Origin of the sequence: Acinetobacter sp. F-1 (genome assembly GCF_022869025.1) — a bacterium.
Classification (GTDB): Bacteria; Pseudomonadota; Gammaproteobacteria; order Pseudomonadales; family Moraxellaceae; genus Acinetobacter; species Acinetobacter pseudolwoffii.
The window spans coordinates 19,378-43,618 of the sequence record NZ_JAJKFX010000015.1; the positions used below are offsets into that span (position 1 = coordinate 19,378).

The window sequence follows — 24,241 nt, forward strand, 5'->3', positions numbered from 1 at the left end:
AACCAATAAAAATCAGCTTAAGCTTTACAACTACTGATATATTACTTTCAACTAATAAGAGGTTATTAATTAACACTTCATTTATATAATCTAGTTAATGCCGAATAAATATATGTGAAATTTAATAAAAATAGAATCTAAAAAACCTTTAAAGTATACACAAATAATATGAAAATACTTTCATTGCTACTAAGTTTTTGTTTTGTATAGTTATACTGTGATAATCACCTTAATCTGCAAGCAATAAAATTTATAAACAATCCATTTTACCTGAATAAACTAAGCAGTGCTTGTATCTCGACACCTTAATTTAATGGAAGTTTTAGATACTTTTTTTAATAAATACTATTGATCTATTTTAATTCAAACGTATACTTAGAACTAAAAATAAGTATAGACAAGCTATATAATTTGTTATAACTTTTAGATGTTAATCACATAAACCATGTTAAAAAAATTAATAATTACGAATAAATACTAATTTTAAATATATAAAAATAAAGGGGTTTCAAGTGAACAATAGACACCTTATAGGCGTTTTAACCTTAAGCCTATCATTAGTCGGATGTGCAGCAACATCTGGCTTTCAAACCTATGATTTACCAGATGAAGGAATTTATCAAACCGAACTGGGAACTCAAGTTAATCTGGTAAAATTGACTCAGGACAATCTACCTGCAGTGCAGTCAGCCCAAACTCAAAACCTGAATCATTACGCACCTTTATTTCAGCATGAAATGCAGGATTATCGTTTGAATCCAGGTGATATTTTATCCTTTCAATTATGGGCCTACCCGGAAATTAGTGCAGTTCCAACAGCAACTGATAATACCAATGGTTATCAAATTGACCGAAATGGTTATATCCATTTTCCATTAATTGGACGCTATAAAACAGTAGGGAAAACCCTTCCGGAGGTTAATCGGGAAGTACGCCGACTATTAATTCCTTATTTAAACAATCCAGATGTAGTGGTGAGAGTACTTTCTTATCAGGGACAGCGTTATTCAGTGATGGGTAATGTGAAATCAGCTGGGCAGTTTTATTTGTCTGATCAGCCCGTGAGCGTTTATACAGCACTGGGTCTGGCCGGCGGCATTAACGAGCAAGGTAACTCTAGCTCTATTCAATTGGTGCGTCAGGGTGTGGCTTATGACCTCAATACAATTGCATTAGAAAAAGCAGGATATTCATTACATAAGCTGTTAATTCAACCCAATGACACCCTGTATATCAGTCCTCGTGAAAATCAGAAAATCTATGTCATGGGTGAAGCAGGCACGAATACCCCCTTACCCATACGTGACCAGGGGATGACTCTCGCGGATGTTCTCGGTGAAAGTGAAGGGATTAATCCCTATTCAGCCAGTGCTAGTCGAATTTACGTCTTACGTGACAATTCAAATAATCAGATGACTGAAATATATCATTTAAGTTTAAAAAATCTTGGAGATTTTGGCTTGGCCAAAAAGTTCAAAATGCACAGCAATGATATTGTCTATGTGGATGCCACAGGCCTGACTCGTTGGGAACGAGTGGTTAGCCAGATTCTTCCATTTTCAAATGTTGCTGGTACAGCTATACGCTAGCAGGTAGTTCAGCTATGCATATTAAAAAGATTTTGGGGAGCTGTTTTGAAAATATTAACCATCGATTAATGACTGAATGTTTATTAACGAGATCTGCCCGTATTTGTAGATTAAATCTATAAATATAGATGGCTGAAGTAATGCTCAGCGCTGATCACAAGACAGCATTTTTTACGTAATAGCATGGGATCTGCCTGCAACTCCATGTAGTTCAACACTAAATATGAAGCAGATTGAATAAAAATAATCTTATCCTGATCATCATAAAAATATCTGGTTTTACCAGACTAGATTTTTTATGAGGGAACAATAAAACCAGCATATTGGGGATTCATTTTTGCAGGGGCAGCAGGTCTTTGATGAAGTTCTGTAATTTAATTCAACACGACGTCATCGACTGGAAAAATCACTTTTAAACTTTTAGAAAGCAAAATTATGAACAAAAATAACAATACCGAAAATATGATTGACCTAAAAGGGGTGTTATTTTCCTTGTTTGCGCAATGGAAACTTATCCTCGTATGTGCCTTGCTCAGCGTGCTTGCTGTCCTGCTCTATTTACGCACTGTAGCGATTAATTATAAGGTCGATGCCATCGTCCAAGTCGAAGAAAGTAGAGGTGCCTCAGCTGCTTTATTGGGTAACCTTTCAAGTGTCATTGGACAAATGTCTTCATCTAATGCTGAAGTTGAGGTATTAAAATCACGCAATATTCTGGAATCAGTAATTAATCGCTTAAATTTGGATCTTCAGATTGCCAGTACTGAAGACACTTTTGTTCAGCGACTATTTCAAGGTGTAAATTATCAAACCGAATATCAACCTGAAACTGTGCGCTTTAAAGAGGGTCAAAAAAGCTTCGACATTCGACAGTTTGAAGTTCCTGCCGCCTATTTAGATAAAAATCTGCTACTGCAATTTCAACAACAGGGCTTTAGTCTAATCAATCCTGTGACAGAAGAAACCATTTTCAAGGGTGCACTGAACCAGCCAGTACAATTCAAGACTGCGCAGGGCGACTGGAAAATCGCGATCTTTACTCAGGATCCGCTAGATAGCAGTTATCAGGTGCAAAAGCTCTCTTTACCCTCAGCGATTGATTCTATTCTTGCCAATTATTCAATTGTAGAAAAAGGCGAACTTAGCGGGATTTTGCAGCTTCGCTACCAAGGTCATGACAAACAGCACATCACCAAAGTTCTGAATACTATTTTGGCAATTTATAGCCAAAATAATATTACCCGTCGTTCGGCAGAAACTGCTCAGACCCTCGCTTTCTTGGATGCTCAATTACCGGATTTAAGAAAACAGCTGGATGATGCAGAGCGGGTCTTTAACCAATTCCGTCAACAGCATAATACTGTCGACATCACCCGCGAGTCAGAATTATATTTAAATCAGAGTGTGACTTTAGAAACACAACGAGCTCTACTCGAACAGAGACAGGCGGAAATAGGCGCCAAATATGCAGCAGCACACCCGACCATGCGAGAAGTTACTGCTCAACTTCGTGTGATTAATGGCAAGATTCGTGAGCTCAATACGACACTTAAAAATCTTCCAGAGATACAACGCCAGTATTTACAACTGTCTCGTGAAGTCGAAGTCAAACAACAACTGTATACCAATTTGGTCAATTCCTACCAACAACTGCGAATTGCCAAAGCCGGCGAGATTGGCAATGTACATGTTATTGATACTGCGCTTGAACCGATTGACGTGATTAAACAGAAACAGCCATTAATTCTGTTCTTAACTTTTTGCTTCGGTACTTTCTTGGGAATTCTGGTGGCATTATTCCGCAATATGTTCCGTTCTGGAGTGAAAGATAGTAGCCAAATAGAATACCAGCTGGATCTTCCCGTCTATGCCAATATTGCACACTCCCCTGTTCAGAAACCGGGGCTGAAACTGCTGAAAAAGAAAAAACTGCCTTTCTTATTAGCCCTTAAACATAGTGATGATATGGCGATCGAAAGCTTGCGCAGCATCCGGACAGCAAGTCATTTCGCTCTGTCTCAGGCCAAAAACAATATTATTATGATCTCGGGTCCAGCGCCTAGAGTTGGAAAATCATTTGTTTCCAGCAATCTGGCAGTCATCATGGCAGAAAAACATAAACGCGTATTGATCATTGATGCGGACTTGCGTCGTGGTCATATACACAAATATTTTGATTTGGATAATCAATATGGATTAACTGAATACCTGAATGAGCAAATTACCTTGGAACAGATGGTACAAAGCACCAATGTAGCAAACCTCAGCGTCATCACCTGTGGTGAAAATCCAGTTAATCCATCCGAACTTCTCAATTCGGTACGGTTTCAGGAATTACTGCAACACCTGACGCCACACTATGATCATATTATAATTGATACGCCTCCTGTCCTGGCGGTCACGGATGCGATCATCGTGTCCCGATATGTCGGACTCAATCTGGTGGTGGCCCGCTATGCAAAAACACAAATGAAGGAATTGGCACTGACAGTGAACCGTTTTAAACAAGCGGGAAGTACCGTAAATGGCTTTATCCTGAATGATATCCAGCGTTCAGCAGGTGGTAGTTATAGCTATGATTATACTTATAGCTATAAAACCAAAACAAAAACCAGTTGATCTTTTTGAATAAAAAAACCAGCCATTGCTGGTTTTTTTATTTTTTTAAAGCTCTACCAAACTGCGATATTTGCTTGCTAAAAAACCACCCATTCTGCAAGATTTCTCAAAATTTTCTGCTAAGATGGAATGAACCTCAACGATAACATTAGATTGGAATAATACATGAGCAAGGCCTTACCGATTGCTGTCGCTGTTCTTCTAGGCGGTGCCGCGCTAGTACCTGTTTACTATGCAACTCAAAACCCAGCTGCTCAAACGACTAAAGCATCTAAAGATGCCTCTGCTGTTTCTAAAATCAGCTATGCTCTCGGTTATGAAGTGGCTCATCAAACCCCACCTGAACTCGATATTAATAGCTTTGTGACAGGCGTACGTGAAGGACATGCGCGTACTGAACCGGCATATACTGAAGAAGAATTACAGGCAGCTTACGAACAGTTCCAGAAAGAAATGCAGCAAAAGCAACTCGATAGCACTAAACAGGCACAAGCATCGAGTGACAGTTTCCTGACAGAAAATGCCAAAAAAGCGGGTGTAAAAACCACAGCTTCCGGTTTGCAATACCTAGTGACTAAAGAAGGCACGGGCAAACAGCCAGCTGCTTCTTCAATCGTGAAAGTCCATTACACCGGCAAACTGGTGGATGGTACTGTATTTGACAGTTCGGTTGAACGTGGCGAGCCGATTGAGTTTCCACTCAATCAAGTGATTCCAGGCTGGACTGAAGGTCTGCAACTGATGAAAGAAGGCGGTAAAGCGACCCTGTATATCCCATCTCAACTTGGTTATGGTGAACAAGGCGTGCCAGGGACGATTCCTCCACACAGTACTTTGATTTTTGATGTGGAACTCATTGAAGTCAAATAATCTATAAATAAGGAGAGCAATGCGCTCTCCTTTATTTTGAGAATAAATATGAAAATACAAATAAGTTTGATGGTTTTACTGCTAAGTTCTGGCAATCTGCTTGCCAAAGATGTGACCAATAAAAGCGCGGAAGCTGAACAGGTCGGTTATAGCTTTGGTTATCTGATGGGAAAAAGTAATGCCGACTCTTTGCAAGGGATTGATCTGGATGCTTTCAGTGCCGGTTTAAAAGCTGCTGCTGCCGGAAAACAATCCACTTTAACTGAAGAAGACATGGCTCGAGTGCTGACTCAGTTTAAACGTCAAAGTGAAGCCAAAGAGCTGATTGAATTAAAACAAAAAGCTGAAGAAAATGCCAAAATCGGTCAGGCTTTTCTGACAGAAAATGCCAAAAAAGCAGGGATAAAAACGACTAAATCTGGCCTGCAATATCAGATTCTTCAGCAAGGCAAAGGCAAATCGCCAAAAGCCGATAGCAATGTCCGCGTACATTATGAAGGCCGTTTGATTGATGGTACGGTTTTTGATAGTTCAATTGCCCGCAATCAGCCTGTGGTCTTCCGTACCACCCAAGTGATTACCGGTTGGACTGAAGGCCTGCAACTGATGAAAGAAGGTGCCAAATACCGCTTCTTCATTCCTGCAGAACTGGCCTATGGACAAATTGGTTCAGGTGATGTGATTGAGCCAAACAGTACCTTAATTTTTGATGTGGAATTACTGGAAATTATGAAGTAATCAATACTGTTTTTTTAAATACTCAATCAGAGAGGCGCGATAGCGGCCTCTCTTTTTTATATGGATGAAGCATAATTAATCGAATGTTTTCATGTCACATTCAGATCAGTTTTGCTATGTTATATGTTAATTAAACGGTTCAACAAGAATAGAGGACGTCAGCATGGCAGCAATCAAGACCCGTGAAATTCATTATACTGCGCCGGATGGTAGCGCATTGATTGGCTATTTTGCCGCTCCAGAAACAGATGCACCCCTTGCAGGTGTGCTGGTCGCACCAGAATGGTGGGGTCGTAATGAATATACCGAACAGCGCGCTCGCGAACTTGCAGAACATGGCTATGCGGCCTTGGCGATTGACATGTATGGTGACAAAAAAGTGACCACCCATTCTGATCAGGCCTACCAGTGGATGATGCAGACCTTTGAAGATCCGGACACCATCGTTGATCGTGCGACAGCAGCTTTAAATACCTTGGCAGCACAGGATGAAGTCAATGCAGAGAAACTTGCTGCCATCGGTTTTTGTTACGGCGGTAAAGTGGTGCTGGATCTGGCGCGTGCCAATGCCCCTTTAAAAGCAGTGACCACCTTCCACGGGACACTTACTGCCAAAGCACCGGCTCAAGAAGGTCAGGTTCAGGCCGAAATACTAGTCTTGCACGGTGAGCTAGACAGCATGGTCACCTTAGATGATGTCGCCAGTTTCCGTGAAGAAATGCATGCGGCCAACGTCGAGCATGAGGTGATTGTCTTTGAAGATGCAAAACATGGCTTTAGCAACCCGCTCGCCGACGAACGGGCCAAAGCCAATGGCGTGGATCTTGGTTACAATGCTGAAGCGGAACAAAAAAGCTTGGCGGCGATGTATGCCTTATTGGAACGTCATTTGGCTTAAATAGATATAAGTGCTCGACTTGAAATCAAGCTGAGCACTTTAAAGAATCATTGAAGAAAAGAACGATAAATCCTACCAGAGGAGAATGCTGACTATGGCTGAAACCAACTGCCCTTACTGTAACTATGACGAATATGATGTCATTGCCAAAAATGATTATGGTGTAGTGCTGCCTGAACCGAATTCATTATCCGAAGGTCACTGTGTAGTGATTCCACTCCGGCATGTGGCTTCATTTTTTGAAGTGACGGACAAAGAACGTAAAAGCCTGATGTCTTTGCTCGAACAGGCACGTAATGAGCTCAATTTACGTTACCAGCCCACCGGTTTCCATGTCGGTTTTATTGATGGCGAAGTGTTTCAGGAAAAGGTCGAACATCTGCATATTCATATTATTCCGCGCTATAAAGACAAAGTGTTGAAGCTGGATGAACGCTGGGGGATTAGCGACTAAATCTTTGCTGTTTTAAAATAAATGCTCTTCGGAGCATTTATTTTTTGTGTTATTAAGCCGATATCCATACACACTACTCCGCAGTTTTTATCTACTTTTCACCTTTCACGTCTGCTGATTCCGCTATAATGGCTGCTGCTTATTCGGTTGCTATTTATCCATGTTTGTATTTTCAGATGCCCTGTTAGAATGGTTTGATGTGCATGGTCGTCATGACTTGCCCTGGCAGGTGACAGATGATCCCTACAAAGTCTGGGTCTCTGAAATCATGTTGCAACAAACCCAGGTCAAAACTGTGCTGCAATATTATGAACGCTTTATCCAGCGTTTTCCCACTGTACAGGACTTGGGCACTGCCTCTTGGGATGAGGTCGCACCGTACTGGGCAGGACTGGGCTATTATGCCCGTGCCCGTAATCTGCACAAAGCTGCCGGCATGGTGACAGCACAGCAGCAGTTTCCTCAAACCCTGGAACAATGGATTGCCTTGCCGGGGATCGGCCGTTCCACCGCTGGTGCCTTAATGTCACTGGGTTTACGCCAATACGGCGTGATTATGGATGGCAATGTCAAACGGGTGTTGTCGCGTTTTTTCGCGATTGAAGATGATCTGTCCAAACCCATTCATGAACGTGCTTTATGGCAACTGGCTGAAGAATTATGTCCGGTCGAACGTAATCATGACTATACCCAGGCGATTATGGATCTCGGGGCTACGGTCTGCACCCCGAAAAAACCACTGTGCCTATATTGTCCGATGCAGCAACATTGCAAAGCGCATCAGCAAGGTCTGGAAAATGAATTACCATTCAAGAAAGCCAAAAAACCGGTGCCAGTGCGTTCAGCACAGGTATTATTAATTCAGTCCGGTAAAGAATGGCTCTGGCAACAACGACCCAACAGTGGCCTGTGGGGCGGACTCTGGTGCTTGCCAATTATTGAAAATACCCATGAATTCGAACAGCAATGTCAGCAGCTTGGCCTGAAAAATATCCTCAAAAAAGTCCAGATCAGCCACAGTTTCACCCACTTCACCTGGCAGCTTGAAGCAACCGTTTTCGCAGTGGATCAGGATCAGCAGGAACATCTGGCGATTGAACTGCAAAGCAACTGGATGCGTCCAGAGACAGCCATTGATTGCGGTCTGCCGACAGCAATGAAAAAATTGATCTCTGCGGTAAATGTATGACATAGTCTGAACAAAGCAAAAAATCGATCAGCTCAGAATGAGCATTGCCAATATTTAAGGATGAATAGCGTGCGCCAATACCTTGCTTTGACCTGGATGGCTTTGATTGCCATATTACTGACCGCCTGTAGCAGTACGCCGAAACAACCTTCTTCTGCACAGTTAAATCCGCTACTGGTACAAAAACTGCAAAATAAGCGAATGCCTTCTTCACTGCCCATCCCGGTGGCACGTGTACAGGCACGTGAATTACAGGATACCTGGGGGGCGTCGCGCAGTCGCGGACGTTTGCATGAGGGCATTGATATCATGGCTCCACGTGGAACCAAAGTCTTTAGTGCCACAGAAGGTCTGATTGCAGATTTACGCAATAACAATTTGGGTGGTAAAGTAGTCTGGATTCTCGGTCCGGGCGGCTCCTGGCATTATTATGCACATCTGGATGGACATAAACGCGGCCTGAAAGTGGGTGATCCTGTCAAAAAAGGCCAGCTCATCGGCTATGTGGGCAATAGCGGTAATGCCCGACATACTGCACCACATCTGCATTATGGTATTTATTTACAGGGCAAGGGACGCGGTGTGGTCAACCCCTACCCCTATTTACGTTAATTTTAGGATATTTACATGTCAGAAACGTTGATCAATCGTCTGGTAGAATTTGCTGAATCAGGCAATCAACAAAAAATCGTACTGAATGGTCAAAGCTATCAGGGCTGGGTGATGGAAATTACCGAAGATGCGCTGCTGATCAGTACCGGTTATGCCGACAAAAGTGGTAAAGACATGTGGATTCAATTTAGCGATCTGGATCAGGCTGAACTGTCTTACTGGGATAATCAGCAAGATCAATGGGCTGTGTTTAAATTATAAAACTATAAAAATAAGGAGCATGGCATGACTCTGCAACGCTGTGGCTGGTGCTCCAATGATCCGCTGTATATCACCTATCATGATCAGGAATGGGGACAGGTCCTGCTGGATGAAAATCGCCTGTTTGAAATGCTGTGTCTGGAAGGACAGCAGGCCGGTCTGGCCTGGATTACCGTGCTCAGAAAACGTGAAGCTTATCGTGAACATTTTTTTCAATATTCCATTGAATCTATTGCCTCACTTACAGATGAACAACTCCAACTGAAACTTGAAGATGCTAGCCTGATACGACATCGCGGCAAGCTCAATGCCATTCGGAAAAATGCCCAAGCATGGCTGAAGCTAAAACAGCAAGGCATCAATCCGGTGGAATGGCTCTGGTCTTTTGCCCAGCAACCGCGGCTGAATAATGATGTTGCGGATTATCGTCAAGCGCCCGCCCAAACAGTTGAAAGCCAGAAGATGTCTAAAGCACTCAAACAGGCTGGTTTTAAATTTGTCGGGCCCACCATTTGCTATGCGTTTATGCAGGCCGTCGGTATGGTCGATGACCATGAAAATCATTGTAACTTTAAAACAATATCCTCCCATTTAAATAAGAGCTGAAATCATGTCGAATAGTATTATTCAAGCTTATGCCGCCATGTCCGCAGGTGCTGAACTCGAACCTTATCAATTCGATGCTGGTGAACTACAGCCACATCAGGTCGAAGTCAAAGTAGAATACTGTGGCCTGTGTCATTCTGATATTTCAGTCCTCAATAATGACTGGGGTTCATCCGTTTATCCGGTCGTGGCTGGACACGAGATTATTGGCATCATCACGCAACTGGGTGGCGAAGCCAAAGGCCTGAAAGTGGGACAACGGGTTGGCATTGGCTGGACTGCGGAAAGCTGCCAGTATTGCGATCCGTGTATTTCAGGTCAGCAGGTACTCTGTACTGGCGGCCAAGTGGCGACTATTGTCGGACATGCCGGTGGTTTTGCCGACAAGGTCCGTGCTGGCTGGCAATGGGTCATTCCCCTGCCTGAAGATCTGGATCCTGAAAGTGCCGGCCCCCTGCTCTGTGGCGGAATTACCGTATTTGATCCTATCCTGAAACATCAGATTCAGGCTATTCATCATGTTGGCGTAATCGGGATTGGCGGTTTGGGTCATATCGCGATTAAATTGCTCAAAGCTTGGGGCTGCGAGATTACCGCTTTCACTTCAAATCTGGATAAAACCGATGAGCTGAAAGCCATGGGCGCTGACCATGTAGTGAACAGTCGTGATGTCGCTGCATTAAAGGCTCAGCGTGGCAAGTTTGATTTATTACTGAGTACCGTCAATGTCACCTTGAATTGGCAGGCTTATCTGGCAACTTTAGCGCCGAATGGCACTGTGCATATGCTGGGTTTACCACTTGAGCCGATGCAGATTTCGGCTGGCATGCTGATTGGCGGAGCTAAATCAGTCACAGGTTCACCTACAGGTTCACCGGCGGCATTACGTCAGTTACTCCAATTTGCTGCACGTAAAAATATTGCCCCACAAATTGAGGTTTTCCCGATGTCACAGCTGAATCAGGCGATTGAACATCTGCATTCTGGCAAAGCCCGTTACCGGATTGTACTTAAAGCAGATTTTTCAGCTTAAATTCAGTCTGTTTTCTCATCTGTTAAAAAGGCCCAGCGATTGGGTCTTTTTTATTGCAGGGCTTCAGGCAAGATCGCAATAGGTGAAGGCTTGCCCAGCTCGGTCTTCATCTTTTGCAGCATTTGATAAGGCTGCTGTTGCACAAACATATTTACGAAGGTCAAAGGAATGGAACCTTCCGGATTGGCATAACCATAGGTAGAGACCTTAACCTTGTTATTGGCCAGTTTCTGAAAAGTCCAGTCGCCCTGATAATCGGTTAAACGCACATAATCCGGGTTTAAAGGATAGGCACTCTGGATAGCTTTATTCTTGATGGTGATCTGGCCATTGGCTTCCTTGATCATCTTGCCTTGTACAATCAGGTCACGGTCTTTTAAGGGAAATGGAAAATCCAGCACCATATACAGGGTAAAGTCGCCTTTTTTATCATCGCGGGACAGGATCTTGATGCTTCCCATATAGGGAACCCACTGTACTGCATGCTCGACATTCAGAATCAGGGACACGGCATTTTCAATGGGCGCAGTATAGGTGGTTTCAGCTTTATAGAGAAAGACCGGGTTTTGCTCATTCTGGTAGGTCCAGACCTTGATATTATTTTTATGAATACTCAGTTTAGGCGTCCCGACAGGCTTTGCCTGCGCAATGGCAGCAAGCGCCACTGCACAGAGCAGGAAAATCATTTTTTGCATTTTTTATTCGTCTTATTTTAGTTGTAGATTTTTTTATAAATGATTTTGACGCAGTTTTAAACCTGAATATCGTTAAAACCGAGCACGTCTTTCATATCATATTTACGCGCTTCACGGCCTACGACCCAAGCAGCAGCACGTACTGCACCGCTGGCAAAGTTCATGCGATTGGTGGCTTTATGAGTAATTTCCACACGTTCCCCATCAGCAATAAACATTGCAGTATGTTCACCAACAATATCGCCACCGCGAATGGTCTGGAAGCCAATACTCTTACGCTCACGCGGACCGGTATGACCTTCACGGCAATACACGGCATCTTCTTTTAAGTCACGACCCAAAGTTTCCGCAATCGCCTCACCCCACATCAAAGCTGTACCCGATGGCGCATCTACTTTATGACGGTGATGTGCTTCAATCACTTCGATATCAACCGTATCGCCAAAAACTTTAGAGGCCAGTTCAAGCAGTTTGATCGACACGTTTACACCCACTGAATAGTTTGCTGCATAAACTACAGGAGTTTCTGTCGCAGATTGATCCAGATAGGCTTTTTGCTCATCATTCATACCCGTCGTACCAATCACGATAGCGACACCGGCTTCACGGCAAATTTTCAGATGATTGACGGTCGCTGCTGGCGCAGTGAAATCAATCACGACATCACAGTCTTTGACTACATCGGTAAGGCTACCCACAACCTTGACACCTGTTGCGCCAATTCCGGCAAGTTCACCAGCATCTGCGCCTAATAGTGTACTTTCAGGGCGTTCTACCGCAGCCGCCAATTGATAACCTGCTTCATGCACAGCCTGAATAAGGATACGCCCCATACGACCGCCTGCACCCAAGATCCCAATGCGTGGTGTAGCTGACATAACATAGTCCTGATGTTGATCCAAAATTGCTCTTACTATAGCAAAACTGCGGAATAACACTAAGATGCATTGCATAAAAATCAATGAAAAGATATGAAAGGTGTTATGAGCGATTTTTATATATCTAGAATTTTCTGATTAGATTGGCTTTATAAAGTTGTGGAACATTGCTCAAATAGTAAGCGTGGAACGTGAATAATCATAAAAAAAGCCCAATCGGTGAGGATTGGGCTTTTCAATACAACATAAACAACTGAATTAAAACAAATAATTTAAAGCATTTCGTATAAGGTGTATTATGTTAATTTTAGAAAATATAAAGAATGAATATGGTTCATGACTTGGGTAGCGATATATCAATTAATGCCCATACACATTCTTTATATTCATTTAAAGTCATTAAATCTTGAATATTAGGCACATCTAACAATACTGGCTCATTATCTTCTAATAAAATTTCAATATGCACAGTTGCTGCCTCAATAGCATTTTCAATAGCATTTTCAATAGAGTCTCCCATAGAGTTACACCCAGGTAATGATGGGAATAAAACAGAATATGGCAGACCGCCTGAAAAATTAATAGCTATTGGTAATAGCATTCATTACTCCTGATGTTTTATAAAACATAATTTTTTTATGTCTTTTAGTGAAAAAATCACTTTCTGAAAGTTGTGCCATCTTCATGATATTTTGTAAGGTAGCTAGCTTTAGCTCTTCGGCAGCATGATATGGCACTGTCACTAAACCTGATATTGTTTCATGTTTAAAGTGATAATGGCTACCTGTAACTCTCCTGACGTACCAGCCTTTAGATTTTAATGCTTTTATAACTTTACAAGCTTTCATTTCCCTCTCCTAGAGATGCCCTTAGAAATGGACATCTCTCCCAAATAACCAAATAGCTAAAATTTTTGAAAACATTCTTCAATCTCCTGTTAGCGTCTATTGATTTCATCAACAATAATTTTTCCGACTTCAGCCACAACAACTACTAATAAAGCTTTTAGGATTGATTCCATATTTAATTCCTCATCTTGTTTGAGTTAAGTTGATAATTTGAATAATATCTATCAATTAAATTCCTTTAAATGTATTTTTTTTATCAACTTTTGAGAGCACTAAATTGGCTAAGTTAAAAAAAGAACAGAATGTTGCACTAGATATTATTGATTTTATTCACTTTTTTGATGTTTATAACCTAGTTTCTTTATCAGATGATAAGAACGAGTTTTATGATTTACTTTTAGATTTGATTGATACTGAAATTAAATCTCATAGAATAAATATAGATTCTTATCAAATACTTAAACATTATTTGATATGTGGAATTGAAATAGTTCTTAATAAATTTGAACACCCAGATCCAGATAGTTATGAGAATTGTTCTATTTCAAAAGAAACAGCAGATAAAGTTCATGAACATGATATTCATTTTTCATTAGCATTATTAAGTATACTGGCTGAACAAAAAGGAATAGATAAAAATATTTTAATAGAATCTGTATCGAATATTGTTTCCAATAAGATATTTAAAAAATATCCTTTACACTTATATTATAGACTTGCAAATCAGCTACTATGTCATGAATATATAGGCGCTTCTTTTTATATTTATAAAAAATTTCTAGATCTAGAAATTCTAACCTCTAGTAAGTATCCAGAATCTAAAATAACTAGTGAAGATCATAATAAATCTAATGATATATTTACCAGAGTTTGTCTTTTAATTGAATTTGAATTATATAGAAGATCATCTAGAAAAAAAATTATTAAAGAAGATAAAATAACTTTACATATTCCTCAAAAATTTGCTACTAACGTTCATAAAGATAATTTGATTCGCTATTATAAAAAACTTATTGATAATGTGTTTAATCAAGATAATTCATTGAAAGTAATAATGTTTTTCCCATCAAAATGCATCGATAGTAGGGAAAATTTAGAGAGATTTTTAACTGATATTTATGATGATTTTATCCATAATAGAATGTTTGTTAAAAATCATATTGGCTGGATTAGTACTTTAGGTGCTTTACATATTCAAATGTATAAAGAAGCTCAGGAGGATATTTCAATCTATTCAACGTTGAATAATGAAGACAATGCAAGTGACTTAGTAAGTAGGATTTTTAAAAATTACGGTTTTTGGATATCTTCAAAAAATTTATATATCCATTATAAAAAACTAAGAAAAATCCACTATAAACAAGTAGAGGAATATCATAGAAACATCATGAATTTTCCAACATTGTTGGGATGGGATAATACAGACCACCTATATAATTTCTCTCTAAAATTAATTCCATCTTAAGATATTACAAAGTTTATTATTTAACATAATGGGCGTTATACGAAATGCCTTTTTAAATAGTATTATTTATCAATTACTTAAACCCATAAATCCAAAACCCAAAACCCAAAAGATCAAAAAACAGACGTTCTCATAACTCGTGTGTTTTTTAAGCAGATTTGTAATCTTTCGCCAATAAAATCGTCTAAAAAATGCTCAATTTTGGCATTTTCCCAATGTTCTCAGCTCTTCCAGGGCGAAAACTATCCCCAATTACTGTGGATGAAATTTAGGCTATTTTGTACGCTTTGGCTCACATCAATCTCGGTCCTTTGCGGCTATCTGAAATACTGGAATTTTCATATGATTAGTTTGTCAGGAACAGGAAGTTTCAGATAATAAAAAAATAAGCACCAGGATGGCGCTACACAAGACATGTAAGAGCACAAACCTAATGTTCCAATAAAAAACCCCGGCAGGATGCCGGGGTTTTTTATTATCTAAACTTCTTAAATTAAAGTTGGATGAGCATCTAGAATACGAATTAAGGTCGCTGCAGGACCAGTCGGATAGCGACGGCCCTGTTCCCAGTTTTGTAGGGTTCTCGCGCTGATATGCAAACGTGCAGCAAATTCTGCCTGGGTTAAGCCAGTTTTCTCACGTACTTCTTTTATATCTGGTAATTCAAGCTCAGTCACTCGACTTGCTTTTATTTCATTGCGTTTGATGGCACCAGCTTCTTTGATTGAAGCAATCAGGTCATCAAATAAGTTGTTATCCATGAAATTGCTCCTTCACTAATTGACGTAGGATCGAGGTCTCTTTGTCTGTCAGATTATCTTTCACAGACTTTGGATAAGCGACTAGGAAAAAGATCTGATCATCCTCTGTGACCCAATAATAGATCACCCGGATACCACCACTTTTACCCTTATTACCTTGAGCACAACGTACTTTACGAATACCACCGCCATTCTTGATTAAGTCACCTTTATCGGGCTGTACCAAGAGATCTTGCTGGAGCTGACGATACTCTTCATCACTTACAAGCTCTTTGATTTGCTTGGTAAAAATACTGGTTTCAATGAATAACATAGGTTGAAGTACGTCAATGGCGTATAGGAATTTTAGCAGTTTTTACATAAAAAAACGAGAGCTTTGAGCTCTCGTTTCGCACAATCAATATCGTATTAGTTTTAACAATAGTATTTATAAAATTTTAAAAATTTTTCCACTTAAAGTACTTTGGAAAAACATTTCGAAACTAGGTCGAATATCTTCTCCATCAACAGTGATATGTTTTATATTCGAGTGAGATTGCGTATCGGCAAACTGATGATCTACTGTTGCTTGAATAGCGTGTTTAACCCCAAACTGGTCTTTTACGCTGAGATTCTGTTTAAACATATATATTCCCTTAATAAAATTATAGTGGTAGAAATCTACCCAAATTTTTAATGCTTGTTGATGTTGGCTCTAAGCAACTTTATGACTTAATTTAAATAGCTGATTTAAAGAAGTGTAAAATGTACGGCCATCCAAATTTAAATCAACTTCCATTCCAGATGAAAGAAGGACTCTTTTACCTACTTCAATTTTTTTTGAACCTTGGCGCGTATTCTGCATTTTATTAAGAGGAATTAATGAAACAATAATTTCAGTACCATTTTTAGATTTTGCAATTAAATCATTTATTTTTAACAACTTATATCCTGTTTTTTAGAAATTTTTCCAATTTAGAAAACAACTTTAAAATTAAATTTTAAAGTATAAAAAAGCACTCATGAGTGCTTTTTATTACTGCCTATTATTACTTAGATAGCAACAATATTTACAGCATTTGGTCCTTTTTGACCTTGAGCTACACTGAATTCAACCATTTGGCCTTCCATTAAGGTTTTGAAACCTGAACTTGAAATTTCGCTGAAATGAGCAAAAACGTCTGGACCTGACTCTTGTTGAATGAAACCAAAACCTTTAGTTTCGTTAAACCACTTTACAGTACCTTTAACAATATTTGAGTTTGACATAATATATCCTACTAATTTTTAATAATTTTGAGTCATGTTATTGACTGGGTATAAACTTTGAAAATAATAAAGAAGCGACTTAAAATCTGAAAAAACGAAGGATTATGACTAAAACTGCGATACTTAAAGAAGATTTACCGGAACAAGACTTTTTTCTAGTTAAAGTAACTATACACTAAAAATAGAAATAATCAAGTTTTCTTATATATATATTTACCAAACTCATAAAAAACCAAAAAGTAGTCAAAAAATATAATAAAATCATATTTTTATTGTAAATGTAACAATATAAGATTAGTATATTGGTCTAGTAAGATTGATAAGTAATGAATGCGATTATATAGTTCTGTAATAACAATATTGATGTTTTTAATTTCGGGAATGATGATTTTTTCCCAGACACAAATCATATATCAACCACCAAATTTTACCGTTTTAAATATCTCTAGTTAGAAATATTTTATAAAAAACCGCCTAATAGGCGGTTTTTTTAATTTTTGAAGAAATAATGAATCTCTCTATTTAACATAAAATCTCTTATGCGAAATCCCATTGTTAGAACCCATTTCAAGTACCTAATTCTATTTCTATCATAGTATAAATTTAAAGCACAAAGAAGGACGCCGCAGCGTCCTTCTTTATTTTCATTCGATCAATCAAACAAACGATCAAAGAATGATTTTTTCTTTGGTGATGATTTACTGTCTTCACCATCCATAGTTTCTTGCAGCTCTTTCAACAGTTCACGTTGACGTGCACTTAAATTAACTGGTGTTTCCACTACAATACGGCACAGCAAATCACCTTGCATGCTGGTACGTACCGGTTTAACACCTTTGCCACGTAAGCGGAACAGTTTACCCGTTTGCGTCCCTTCAGGAATTTTCAGGCTTACTCGACCGTCTAGAGTCGGAATCTGAACCTCCTTACCTAACGCTGCATCGGCGATTGAAACCGGCACATCCATATACAGGTCAGCACCATCACGCTGGAAGATTTCGTGCTCACGCACCACCACTTCGACGTACAAATCACCTGACTGACCATCACGAATCGCTTCACCTTTACCGGTCAAGCGTACGCGGTCGCCATTATCCACACCCGCAGGAATAGTAACTTCCAGCGTTTGCTGACGATCCGACACACCTGAACCATGACATTTATTACATGGGTTCTTGATGATCTTGCCCTGACCGCGACAGGTACTACAAGTTTGCTGCACCGAGAAGAAACCTTGCTGCATACGCACTTGACCGGCACCATGGCAGGTACGGCAGGTTTCTACATCATTTGGATTTTTTGAGCCTTTACCATCACAGGCATCACATGGTGCCGGTGCAGTAAAAGTAATGGTTTTCTTGACGCCTTTGACCGCTTCTTCCAGGGTCAATTCCATCACATAGCGTAAGTCCGAACCACGGCGTGCACGTTGCTGGCCACGACCACCGCCGCCACCGAAAGCACCACCGAAAATATCACCGAACTGGCTGAAAATGTCTTCTGCGCTGAAACCACCACCGAAGCCGCCACCGCCGCCCATACCCCCTTCAAAGGCCTGATGGCCCATACGGTCGTACATGCTGCGCTTTTCACCATCAGACAGCACTTCATAGGCTTCTGCTGCTTCTTTAAATTTATCTTCAGCTTCAGCATTGTCCGGGTTACGGTCTGGATGATATTTCATCGCCAACTTACGGTAGGCTTTTTTGATTTCATCATCACTAGCGGTTTTAGCGACGCCCAAAACCTCATAATAATCACGTTTAGCCATGTCTGGCGATGCTCCTCACGGAATTTTGTTTAATATTCAACTGAGGTCTGAAATTGGGGTCAAACCTGATTTTACAAGGGGAAATATGAAAAAAATTATATGCTTTAGAACACGGCTTTATTTTGAGAGAATTTATGCAGGCCTTTAAACCAGGCATTGAGCAGGAAAATAAAGGCAATAAAGCTGAAAATCACCCCGGTCACGACACAGGCCTTGACCCATAACTGGCTGTCCCAGGCAAAGAAAAACAGCGGAATAAACCACAGCGCAGCAAAGAGCGCCAAAATGGTATAAATCACGATATTTCGCATGATCCACAAGGCCTGCGCCTGTAACCAGACTTCGGCATAATCGACTTGCGTCACTTTACGGGCCAACCAGTAAGCAAAAAGTCCACTAAATAGCGTAAATAAGGCCAAAAACATGAAGACATAAGCCATCGCTACGGAACGTCGCATCTTGGTTAATGTAGTTTGAGTCATGTTTGGTTTAACCTCATTACCGGATTGGCAGTTCGGCCAATGCAGTAGTTACTTATTTTTTTAAATTATAAAAATCTCAGCTGCTACTATATTGAAAATTTCAATATTTCGCACCTGAAATTATGACAATTTTAAACAGAATTTAAACTTTTTTTCACTTTAAACCATTGTGCATATAAGGCAGGCAGGAAAAACAGGGTCAGAAGTGTCGCCACAATTAAACCACCCATAATTGCCACTGCCATCGGCCCGAAAAAAATACTGCGAGACAAGGGAATCATGGCTAAAACAGCGGCCAATGCGGTCAAGACAATCGGGCGACAACGGCGGACTGTGGCATTGATAATGGCATCCCATTGGGATTCTCCGGCCTGAATATCCTGCTCGATCTGGTCAATCAGAATCAGGGAATTTCGCATGATCATTCCAGAGAGCGCAATTGTCCCGAGCATGGCCACAAAACCGAAAGGTTTATTGAAAAGTAACAGGAATAACACCACCCCGATAATGCCTAAAGGTGCGGTCAGGAATACAATAAAGGCCCGTGAGATGCTCTTGAGCTGAATCATTAACAGGGTCATCACCACCGCCAGGAATAAAGGCATGCCGGCATTGACCGAGTTCTGGCCACGCGCGGATTCTTCGACCGTGCCGCCGACTTCCAGCAGATAGCCATTCGGCAACTCAGCTCGAAGTTGGTGCAGTGAATCGTGTAATTCATTCACCACAGTGGCCGGCTGTAAGGCCGTGCGAATATCGGCACGCACTGTGATGGTCGGTAAACGATTCCGATGCCAGATCAAGCCTTCTTCAAAGCTATATTCAATGTTGGCAAGCTGTGCCAACGGTACCGAAGTACCACGTGACGTCGGTATCGCCAGACTGCTTAAAGAAGCGACATCAACACGTTCAGCCTGCGCACCACGTAAACGGATTTCAATCAGTTCACGCTTTTCCCGATACTGATCAATGCCGGCCCCCAAAATCGAGCTGTTCAGCACATTGGCCAGTTCGCTGCTAGTCACGCCCAACTGACGGGCACGATCCTGATCGATCTCCAGTTTGATGACTTTGCTCGGCTCACCCCAGTCTAGATGTACATTGGTGGTATTCGGATTTTCGCCCACGGTTGCGGCGACTTTCTGCGCCCATTCACGAACCAGTCCCAGATCTTCACCAGAGACCCGGAACTGCAATGGATAACCGACTGGAGGGCCATTTTCCAGCAGGGACACCCGGGTACGGACTTCCGGTAATAACAGCCGAATCTGGTCACTCAAGGATTGACGGATTTCGTTACGATCTTCCAAAGAGGATGCCAGCACCACAAACTGGGCAAAACTGGTTTGCGGCAGCTGCTGATCCAGCGGTAAATAGAAACGCGGAGAACCAATTCCGACATAGGCCACATAGTTATCAATGCCCTGCTGTTTCGACAAAAAGGCTTCAACTTTTTTCACCGCAGCTTCGGTGGCTTTCAGAGAGGCGCCTTCTTCGAGTTTGAGATCCACCAGAATTTCAGCCCGATTCGAGGGCGGGAAAAATTGCTGTGGCACCAGCTTAAACATTAAAATGGAGAGAATAAAAATTCCTACCGTTGCTGTAATCACGGTCTTACGATAGGTCACACAGGTATTTACCCAACGGCGAAAACCTTGATAAAACCAGGTTTGATAAGGGTCATGCTGTTCGCCGGCATGATGTACGACCGGCTGAGGTTCGGGCTGCTTGCGCAAACGCGCCCAAAGGCGCTGATACCACGGCGCTTTTTGTATCAAGTCTTTGTTGAAATTGGGCAGCAGTTTATCGCCCAGATAAGGCACAAATAACACCGCGGCAATCCAGGACATCAGCAGTGCAATCGTGACCACCTGAAAAATAGAACGGGTATATTCACCGGTACTCGATGCTGCTGTGGCAATCGGTAAAAATCCGGCGGCGGTAATCAGGGTGCCGGTCAGCATTGGAAAGGCGGTGGTTTTCCAGGTAAAGCCTGCCGCCTCAAGCCGGCTATAGCCCTGCTCCATTTTAATCGCCATCATTTCAATGGCAATAATCGCATCATCGACCAGAAGACCGAGTGCCAGAATCAGGGCACCCAAGGAAATTTTATGCAGGCCGACATCAAATAAATGCATGCCGGCAAAGGTCATGGCCAATACTAGCGGAATCGAAAAGGCCACCACCAGTCCGGTACGAAAACCCAGCGAGAAGAAACTGACCAGCAGCACAATAATTACTGCCTCTGCCAGCACTTTCATAAATTCGTTAATGCTGCGTTTGACTGCCACTGGCTGATCGGAGACTTTTTGCAGCTCCATGCCAAGGGGCAAGGTTTTTTGCAGACGGGCAAATTCCTGTTCCAGATGTTTGCCCAGTGCCAGAATATCGCCGCCTTTGCGCATGGACACGGCAATACCAATGCCATTTTCAGCCATAAAACGCATCCGGGGTTGGGCCGGATCACTAAAGCCGCGATAGATCTCAGCGACATCTCCCAGCTGAATGGTTTCGCCATTTATCAAAAGTGGCAGTTGCTGTAATTCTTCAATACTGTTTAAGGCACCGCTGACCCGAACCTGAATCCGGTCTGAGCCGGTTTCAAAAAAACCGGCATGGGCCATGGCATTTTGCTGCTGCAAAGCCTGCTGAATGGCGCTGACTGGAACTCCGAGCTGGATGGCTTTGGTGTTGGAAATCTCAATCCAGATTTTCTGGTCTTGCAGGCCGATTAAATCGACTTTGGCGACATCTTTGACCCGTTGCAGTTGTAGCTGCAAACGGTCGGCGTATTCCTTGAGGGTCGCATAATCGAAGTCTTTGCCTTTGAGCACATAGATATTGCCAAAGGTATCGCCGAATTCATCATTAAAGAATGGGCCTTGTACTCCTTGCGGCAATTCATGCCGGATATCGCTGACTTTCTTGCGGACGTTATACCAGACATCGGCCACATCTTTCGAAGCCAGAGAATCCTTGGCAATAAAGGTCACCATGGATTCACCCGGACGCGAATAGGCCATGATGCGGTCATACTGCCCTGTGGTCATCAGTTCCTTTTCAATCCGATCCGTGACCTGTAGGGACACTTCTTTGGCACTGGCACCCGGCCAGTAGGTCTGAATGACCATCACTTTAAAGGTAAAAGGCGGATCTTCACTTTGCGACAGCTGGGAATAGGACACGATGCCAATCAGCCCGAGCAGGATCATAAAATACAGTACTAGGCCCTTATTCTTTAAAGCCCATTCCGACAGGTTAAAGTTCATATTTAACTCCCTGCCTGAACGGTCACAGGACGGTTTTCACGATTAATCGGATTGATTTTTTGCTGGTCACGCAGCAAATGTACGCCGCCAATCACCACATAATCTTCCGCTTTCAGGCCACTGAGTACCGGTACGCTATCGCGACCATAAGCCCCTAAAGTCACCGGGACTTTGTGTACAGTATGATCCGGCTTGACCAGCATCACATAGGCTTGTTGATCTGTGGCTGAGACACTGGACAGCGGTACACTGAGTCTATTGTCCCGGCTGTGCTGAAAAAACACCCGGGCACTTTGTCCGAGCTGGATCTGAGCATTGCCTTCGCGCAGTGAGACTTTGACCCGGAAGGTACGGGACTGATCCGCAGCTGGTGATATTTCACGGACAAAGGCACTAAATTTTTCTTCAGGTTTGGACCATAAAGTCACCGTGGCAGGCTGTCCGACCTTGACCTCTGAAATGGCCTGTTCCGGCACGCCAATCACCACTTCACGCTCACCGGAAATGGCTAACTCATATGCCGCTTGCCCGGCTGCGACCACCTGACCCGTTTCGATATTTCGTGCCGTGATCACGCCATTTTTAGTGGCAATCAGCTGATTATAAGTGGTCTGGTTTTTGGCAGTATCATAATTGGATTGCGCCTGTTTCAGACTCGACTGTGCAGCTTTATATTGATTATCGATGGCATCATATTGCGAGCGACTCACGGCATTGACCGGTAACAGCTGCTTGAAACGCTGTAGTTCATCCTGAGCAATTTTACTGGCAGACTGCGCGTTTTCCAGCTGGGCACGTGCCGCATTCAGCTGCAACTGGGCATCTTTTACATCCAGTGTGGCCAGCACCTGTCCGACTTTGACTTGGTCCCCGACATCAACGAAGCGCTGGGTCACCTGTCCCGCTACCCGAAAGGCCAGTGCTGTTTGCTGACGCGCCTGCACATCGCCGGCATAACTTTTCAGTTCATGCTGTGAAGTGCTCGGTGTGGTCACCATGACAAAGGGAATTTCCTGTTCTGCGGCGATTGTATCTTTACTGCATCCATTTAAGGTCACACTGCAAAGCATCATCATGCCAGCCAACACGCTGTAAATCCTGCTCATCTTATTCGCTCTTATCTGATCATCTTTTTTCGGGCAAACTATGCTGATATATTGAATTGCTTATTTTTTAATTAATATACCACCCGGTACACTAATTACAACAGAACCCTCAAAGCAATGACCAAGTTGACTTTTTTTGGAAGAAATTGTGCAAATACCTGTAGGACGACCGAAAGATCTGGAGAAACGCCAACGCATCCTGAGCGCGGCCAAAGCGCTATTTTTAGCGCATGGTTATCATGCCTCCAGCATGAACCAGATTGCCCGTGAAGCCGGGGTGAGCAAACTGACGGTGTATAACCATTTCCAGGACAAAGCGACGCTGTTCAGCTGTGCCATTGAAGATACCTGTGAAGCCATTCTGCATGAGCATCCGCAGGTCTTGCAGCCAAGCAGTGACTTTGCTCAGGAATTTTATCGGGCCTGTTTACGCGCTTTGAATATTATTAGCCTGCCTGAAGCCATCAAACTGGACCTATTACTCATGGAGCTGGCCTCGCAGCAAAGCCCGCTGGCAGAGCAGTTTTATCAGGCCTCGCATGCCAAACTGGAGGCGGTCTGGCATGATTTCTTTGCGCTGGCGCAGCACTACCAGTTTATTCAGGTCGATCGACCCGAGAAACAGACCGAACTGATCGTGTGCCTATTGACCGGAACACGTCATCAAAAAATCCTGCTCGGACTTACAGCTCCGCCCTCCAGTACAGAACAGCAGCAGATCATTAGTCAGGCGATTGAGCTGTTTATGCTGAAATACGGAATATCTGGCTAAATCCCTTCTGATCGCTTGAGTGCTGGCGACAGGATACTGGCTAAAATTTGCTAAAAAATCTGCAAAATATCTGCAAC

At 42.2% G+C, this 24,241-nt stretch carries 26 protein-coding genes; 13 read left to right on the top strand and 13 right to left on the bottom strand.

Features of this window, described 5'->3' with window-relative positions:
• Positions 1 to 512: 512 nt before the first annotated feature.
• The 11 genes from LOZ91_RS12480 to LOZ91_RS12530 all read left to right on the top strand — a co-directional run bounded on the left by LOZ91_RS12480 (position 513) and on the right by LOZ91_RS12530 (position 10,869).
• Positions 513 to 1,589: a polysaccharide biosynthesis/export family protein gene (locus LOZ91_RS12480; protein ID WP_100355446.1), complete on the top strand. Its 1,077-nt coding sequence runs from the start codon at positions 513 to 515 to the stop codon at positions 1,587 to 1,589.
• A 435-nt stretch (positions 1,590 to 2,024) separates the two neighbouring features.
• Entirely contained in the window at positions 2,025 to 4,208 is a 2,184-nt protein-coding gene (locus tag LOZ91_RS12485; protein WP_180075617.1) for a polysaccharide biosynthesis tyrosine autokinase, read from the top strand.
• A gap of 165 nt (positions 4,209 to 4,373) precedes the next feature.
• Complete coding sequence (locus tag LOZ91_RS12490) at positions 4,374 to 5,078, top strand: FKBP-type peptidyl-prolyl cis-trans isomerase (protein WP_005094756.1); 705 nt, start codon at positions 4,374 to 4,376, stop codon at positions 5,076 to 5,078.
• A 48-nt stretch (positions 5,079 to 5,126) separates the two neighbouring features.
• Complete coding sequence (locus tag LOZ91_RS12495) at positions 5,127 to 5,816, top strand: FKBP-type peptidyl-prolyl cis-trans isomerase (RefSeq protein WP_244783302.1); 690 nt, start codon at positions 5,127 to 5,129, stop codon at positions 5,814 to 5,816.
• Positions 5,817 to 5,979: 163 nt separating this feature from the next.
• Complete coding sequence (locus LOZ91_RS12500) at positions 5,980 to 6,714, top strand: dienelactone hydrolase family protein (RefSeq protein WP_225553431.1); 735 nt, start codon at positions 5,980 to 5,982, stop codon at positions 6,712 to 6,714.
• A gap of 94 nt (positions 6,715 to 6,808) precedes the next feature.
• On the top strand, positions 6,809 to 7,168 hold the full coding sequence (locus LOZ91_RS12505) for an HIT family protein (RefSeq protein WP_100329716.1): 360 nt from the start codon (positions 6,809 to 6,811) through the stop codon (positions 7,166 to 7,168).
• A gap of 160 nt (positions 7,169 to 7,328) precedes the next feature.
• Entirely contained in the window at positions 7,329 to 8,357 is a 1,029-nt protein-coding gene (gene mutY, locus LOZ91_RS12510; protein ID WP_244783303.1) for an A/G-specific adenine glycosylase, read from the top strand.
• A gap of 69 nt (positions 8,358 to 8,426) precedes the next feature.
• Positions 8,427 to 8,969: a M23 family metallopeptidase gene (locus LOZ91_RS12515; protein ID WP_244783305.1), complete on the top strand. Its 543-nt coding sequence runs from the start codon at positions 8,427 to 8,429 to the stop codon at positions 8,967 to 8,969.
• A 15-nt stretch (positions 8,970 to 8,984) separates the two neighbouring features.
• Positions 8,985 to 9,230: a hypothetical protein gene (locus LOZ91_RS12520; protein WP_074383759.1), complete on the top strand. Its 246-nt coding sequence runs from the start codon at positions 8,985 to 8,987 to the stop codon at positions 9,228 to 9,230.
• A gap of 24 nt (positions 9,231 to 9,254) precedes the next feature.
• On the top strand, positions 9,255 to 9,836 hold the full coding sequence (locus tag LOZ91_RS12525) for a DNA-3-methyladenine glycosylase I (protein ID WP_244783306.1): 582 nt from the start codon (positions 9,255 to 9,257) through the stop codon (positions 9,834 to 9,836).
• A 4-nt stretch (positions 9,837 to 9,840) separates the two neighbouring features.
• Positions 9,841 to 10,869 carry an NAD(P)-dependent alcohol dehydrogenase gene (locus LOZ91_RS12530; protein ID WP_244783307.1) on the top strand — a complete coding sequence of 343 codons (1,029 nt, stop codon included), beginning with the start codon at positions 9,841 to 9,843 and terminating at the stop codon, positions 10,867 to 10,869.
• A gap of 50 nt (positions 10,870 to 10,919) precedes the next feature.
• Here the strand turns inward: LOZ91_RS12530 and LOZ91_RS12535 are convergent, their stop codons facing one another.
• From LOZ91_RS12535 to LOZ91_RS12550, 4 genes are all read right to left on the bottom strand, one after another.
• Entirely contained in the window at positions 10,920 to 11,564 is a 645-nt protein-coding gene (locus LOZ91_RS12535; protein ID WP_244783308.1) for an START domain-containing protein, read from the bottom strand.
• 56 nt (positions 11,565 to 11,620) lie between these two features.
• Positions 11,621 to 12,442, bottom strand: coding sequence for a 4-hydroxy-tetrahydrodipicolinate reductase (gene dapB / locus LOZ91_RS12540; RefSeq protein ID WP_004728905.1), 822 nt, complete (start codon positions 12,440 to 12,442; stop codon positions 11,621 to 11,623).
• 334 nt (positions 12,443 to 12,776) lie between these two features.
• Positions 12,777 to 13,043: a type II toxin-antitoxin system HicB family antitoxin gene (locus tag LOZ91_RS12545; RefSeq protein ID WP_004759133.1), complete on the bottom strand. Its 267-nt coding sequence runs from the start codon at positions 13,041 to 13,043 to the stop codon at positions 12,777 to 12,779.
• The gene (locus tag LOZ91_RS12550) at positions 13,021 to 13,290 is read right to left on the bottom strand and encodes a type II toxin-antitoxin system HicA family toxin (RefSeq protein WP_244783309.1); all 270 of its coding nucleotides are present in this window, start codon (positions 13,288 to 13,290) and stop codon (positions 13,021 to 13,023) included. The genes LOZ91_RS12545 and LOZ91_RS12550 overlap by 23 nt, the downstream gene beginning before the upstream one ends.
• Before the next feature lie 277 nt (positions 13,291 to 13,567).
• Here LOZ91_RS12550 and LOZ91_RS12555 point away from each other — a divergent pair, with 277 nt between their 5' ends.
• A complete protein-coding gene (locus tag LOZ91_RS12555; RefSeq protein ID WP_244783310.1) occupies positions 13,568 to 14,755 on the top strand; it encodes a hypothetical protein in 1,188 nt (395 codons plus the stop codon).
• Positions 14,756 to 15,243: 488 nt separating this feature from the next.
• Here the strand turns inward: LOZ91_RS12555 and nadS are convergent, their stop codons facing one another.
• From nadS to LOZ91_RS12600, 9 genes are all read right to left on the bottom strand, one after another.
• Complete coding sequence (nadS, locus tag LOZ91_RS12560; RefSeq protein ID WP_005166627.1) at positions 15,244 to 15,516, bottom strand: NadS family protein; 273 nt, start codon at positions 15,514 to 15,516, stop codon at positions 15,244 to 15,246.
• Positions 15,509 to 15,829, bottom strand: coding sequence for a type II toxin-antitoxin system RelE/ParE family toxin (locus LOZ91_RS12565; protein ID WP_000897309.1), 321 nt, complete (start codon positions 15,827 to 15,829; stop codon positions 15,509 to 15,511). Before LOZ91_RS12565 ends, nadS begins: the two co-directional genes overlap by 8 nt.
• A 114-nt stretch (positions 15,830 to 15,943) precedes the next feature.
• Entirely contained in the window at positions 15,944 to 16,141 is a 198-nt protein-coding gene (locus tag LOZ91_RS12570; protein WP_005166622.1) for a hypothetical protein, read from the bottom strand.
• Positions 16,142 to 16,210: 69 nt separating this feature from the next.
• Complete coding sequence (locus LOZ91_RS12575; protein WP_244783311.1) at positions 16,211 to 16,438, bottom strand: hypothetical protein; 228 nt, start codon at positions 16,436 to 16,438, stop codon at positions 16,211 to 16,213.
• Positions 16,439 to 16,548: 110 nt separating this feature from the next.
• A complete protein-coding gene (locus tag LOZ91_RS12580; RefSeq protein ID WP_005166617.1) occupies positions 16,549 to 16,764 on the bottom strand; it encodes a cold-shock protein in 216 nt (71 codons plus the stop codon).
• Between the two features lie 652 nt (positions 16,765 to 17,416).
• Entirely contained in the window at positions 17,417 to 18,535 is a 1,119-nt protein-coding gene (gene dnaJ, locus LOZ91_RS12585; protein WP_005094779.1) for a molecular chaperone DnaJ, read from the bottom strand.
• A gap of 104 nt (positions 18,536 to 18,639) precedes the next feature.
• Positions 18,640 to 19,017 (bottom strand): hypothetical protein, encoded by a 378-nt coding sequence (locus LOZ91_RS12590; protein WP_004280853.1) that lies wholly within the window; start codon positions 19,015 to 19,017, stop codon positions 18,640 to 18,642.
• A gap of 131 nt (positions 19,018 to 19,148) precedes the next feature.
• Positions 19,149 to 22,286 (bottom strand): efflux RND transporter permease subunit, encoded by a 3,138-nt coding sequence (locus LOZ91_RS12595; RefSeq protein WP_244783312.1) that lies wholly within the window; start codon positions 22,284 to 22,286, stop codon positions 19,149 to 19,151.
• Between the two features lie 2 nt (positions 22,287 to 22,288).
• Positions 22,289 to 23,392, bottom strand: coding sequence for an efflux RND transporter periplasmic adaptor subunit (locus tag LOZ91_RS12600; protein ID WP_218208662.1), 1,104 nt, complete (start codon positions 23,390 to 23,392; stop codon positions 22,289 to 22,291).
• A 148-nt stretch (positions 23,393 to 23,540) separates the two neighbouring features.
• Here LOZ91_RS12600 and LOZ91_RS12605 point away from each other — a divergent pair, with 148 nt between their 5' ends.
• Complete coding sequence (locus LOZ91_RS12605; RefSeq protein ID WP_180072901.1) at positions 23,541 to 24,164, top strand: TetR/AcrR family transcriptional regulator; 624 nt, start codon at positions 23,541 to 23,543, stop codon at positions 24,162 to 24,164.
• The last annotated feature ends 77 nt before the right edge of the window (positions 24,165 to 24,241 follow it).

Coding starts and splice junctions, on each gene's coding strand:
- LOZ91_RS12485 (WP_180075617.1), top strand. CDS start 2,025: ATGAACAAAAATAACAATACCGAAAATATGATTGACCTAAAAGGGGTG.
- dapB (WP_004728905.1), bottom strand. CDS start 12,442: ATGTCAGCTACACCACGCATTGGGATCTTGGGTGCAGGCGGTCGTATG.
- LOZ91_RS12500 (WP_225553431.1), top strand. CDS start 5,980: ATGGCAGCAATCAAGACCCGTGAAATTCATTATACTGCGCCGGATGGT.
- LOZ91_RS12570 (WP_005166622.1), bottom strand. CDS start 16,141: ATGTTTAAACAGAATCTCAGCGTAAAAGACCAGTTTGGGGTTAAACAC.
- LOZ91_RS12520 (WP_074383759.1), top strand. CDS start 8,985: ATGTCAGAAACGTTGATCAATCGTCTGGTAGAATTTGCTGAATCAGGC.
- LOZ91_RS12600 (WP_218208662.1), bottom strand. CDS start 23,392: ATGAGCAGGATTTACAGCGTGTTGGCTGGCATGATGATGCTTTGCAGT.
- LOZ91_RS12490 (WP_005094756.1), top strand. CDS start 4,374: ATGAGCAAGGCCTTACCGATTGCTGTCGCTGTTCTTCTAGGCGGTGCC.
- LOZ91_RS12525 (WP_244783306.1), top strand. CDS start 9,255: ATGACTCTGCAACGCTGTGGCTGGTGCTCCAATGATCCGCTGTATATC.
- LOZ91_RS12590 (WP_004280853.1), bottom strand. CDS start 19,017: ATGACTCAAACTACATTAACCAAGATGCGACGTTCCGTAGCGATGGCT.
- nadS (WP_005166627.1), bottom strand. CDS start 15,516: ATGGATAACAACTTATTTGATGACCTGATTGCTTCAATCAAAGAAGCT.
- LOZ91_RS12505 (WP_100329716.1), top strand. CDS start 6,809: ATGGCTGAAACCAACTGCCCTTACTGTAACTATGACGAATATGATGTC.
- mutY (WP_244783303.1), top strand. CDS start 7,329: ATGTTTGTATTTTCAGATGCCCTGTTAGAATGGTTTGATGTGCATGGT.
- LOZ91_RS12595 (WP_244783312.1), bottom strand. CDS start 22,286: ATGAACTTTAACCTGTCGGAATGGGCTTTAAAGAATAAGGGCCTAGTA.
- LOZ91_RS12530 (WP_244783307.1), top strand. CDS start 9,841: ATGTCGAATAGTATTATTCAAGCTTATGCCGCCATGTCCGCAGGTGCT.
- LOZ91_RS12550 (WP_244783309.1), bottom strand. CDS start 13,290: ATGAAAGCTTGTAAAGTTATAAAAGCATTAAAATCTAAAGGCTGGTAC.
- LOZ91_RS12535 (WP_244783308.1), bottom strand. CDS start 11,564: ATGCAAAAAATGATTTTCCTGCTCTGTGCAGTGGCGCTTGCTGCCATT.
- LOZ91_RS12495 (WP_244783302.1), top strand. CDS start 5,127: ATGAAAATACAAATAAGTTTGATGGTTTTACTGCTAAGTTCTGGCAAT.
- LOZ91_RS12545 (WP_004759133.1), bottom strand. CDS start 13,043: ATGCTATTACCAATAGCTATTAATTTTTCAGGCGGTCTGCCATATTCT.
- dnaJ (WP_005094779.1), bottom strand. CDS start 18,535: ATGGCTAAACGTGATTATTATGAGGTTTTGGGCGTCGCTAAAACCGCT.
- LOZ91_RS12565 (WP_000897309.1), bottom strand. CDS start 15,829: ATGTTATTCATTGAAACCAGTATTTTTACCAAGCAAATCAAAGAGCTT.
- LOZ91_RS12580 (WP_005166617.1), bottom strand. CDS start 16,764: ATGTCAAACTCAAATATTGTTAAAGGTACTGTAAAGTGGTTTAACGAA.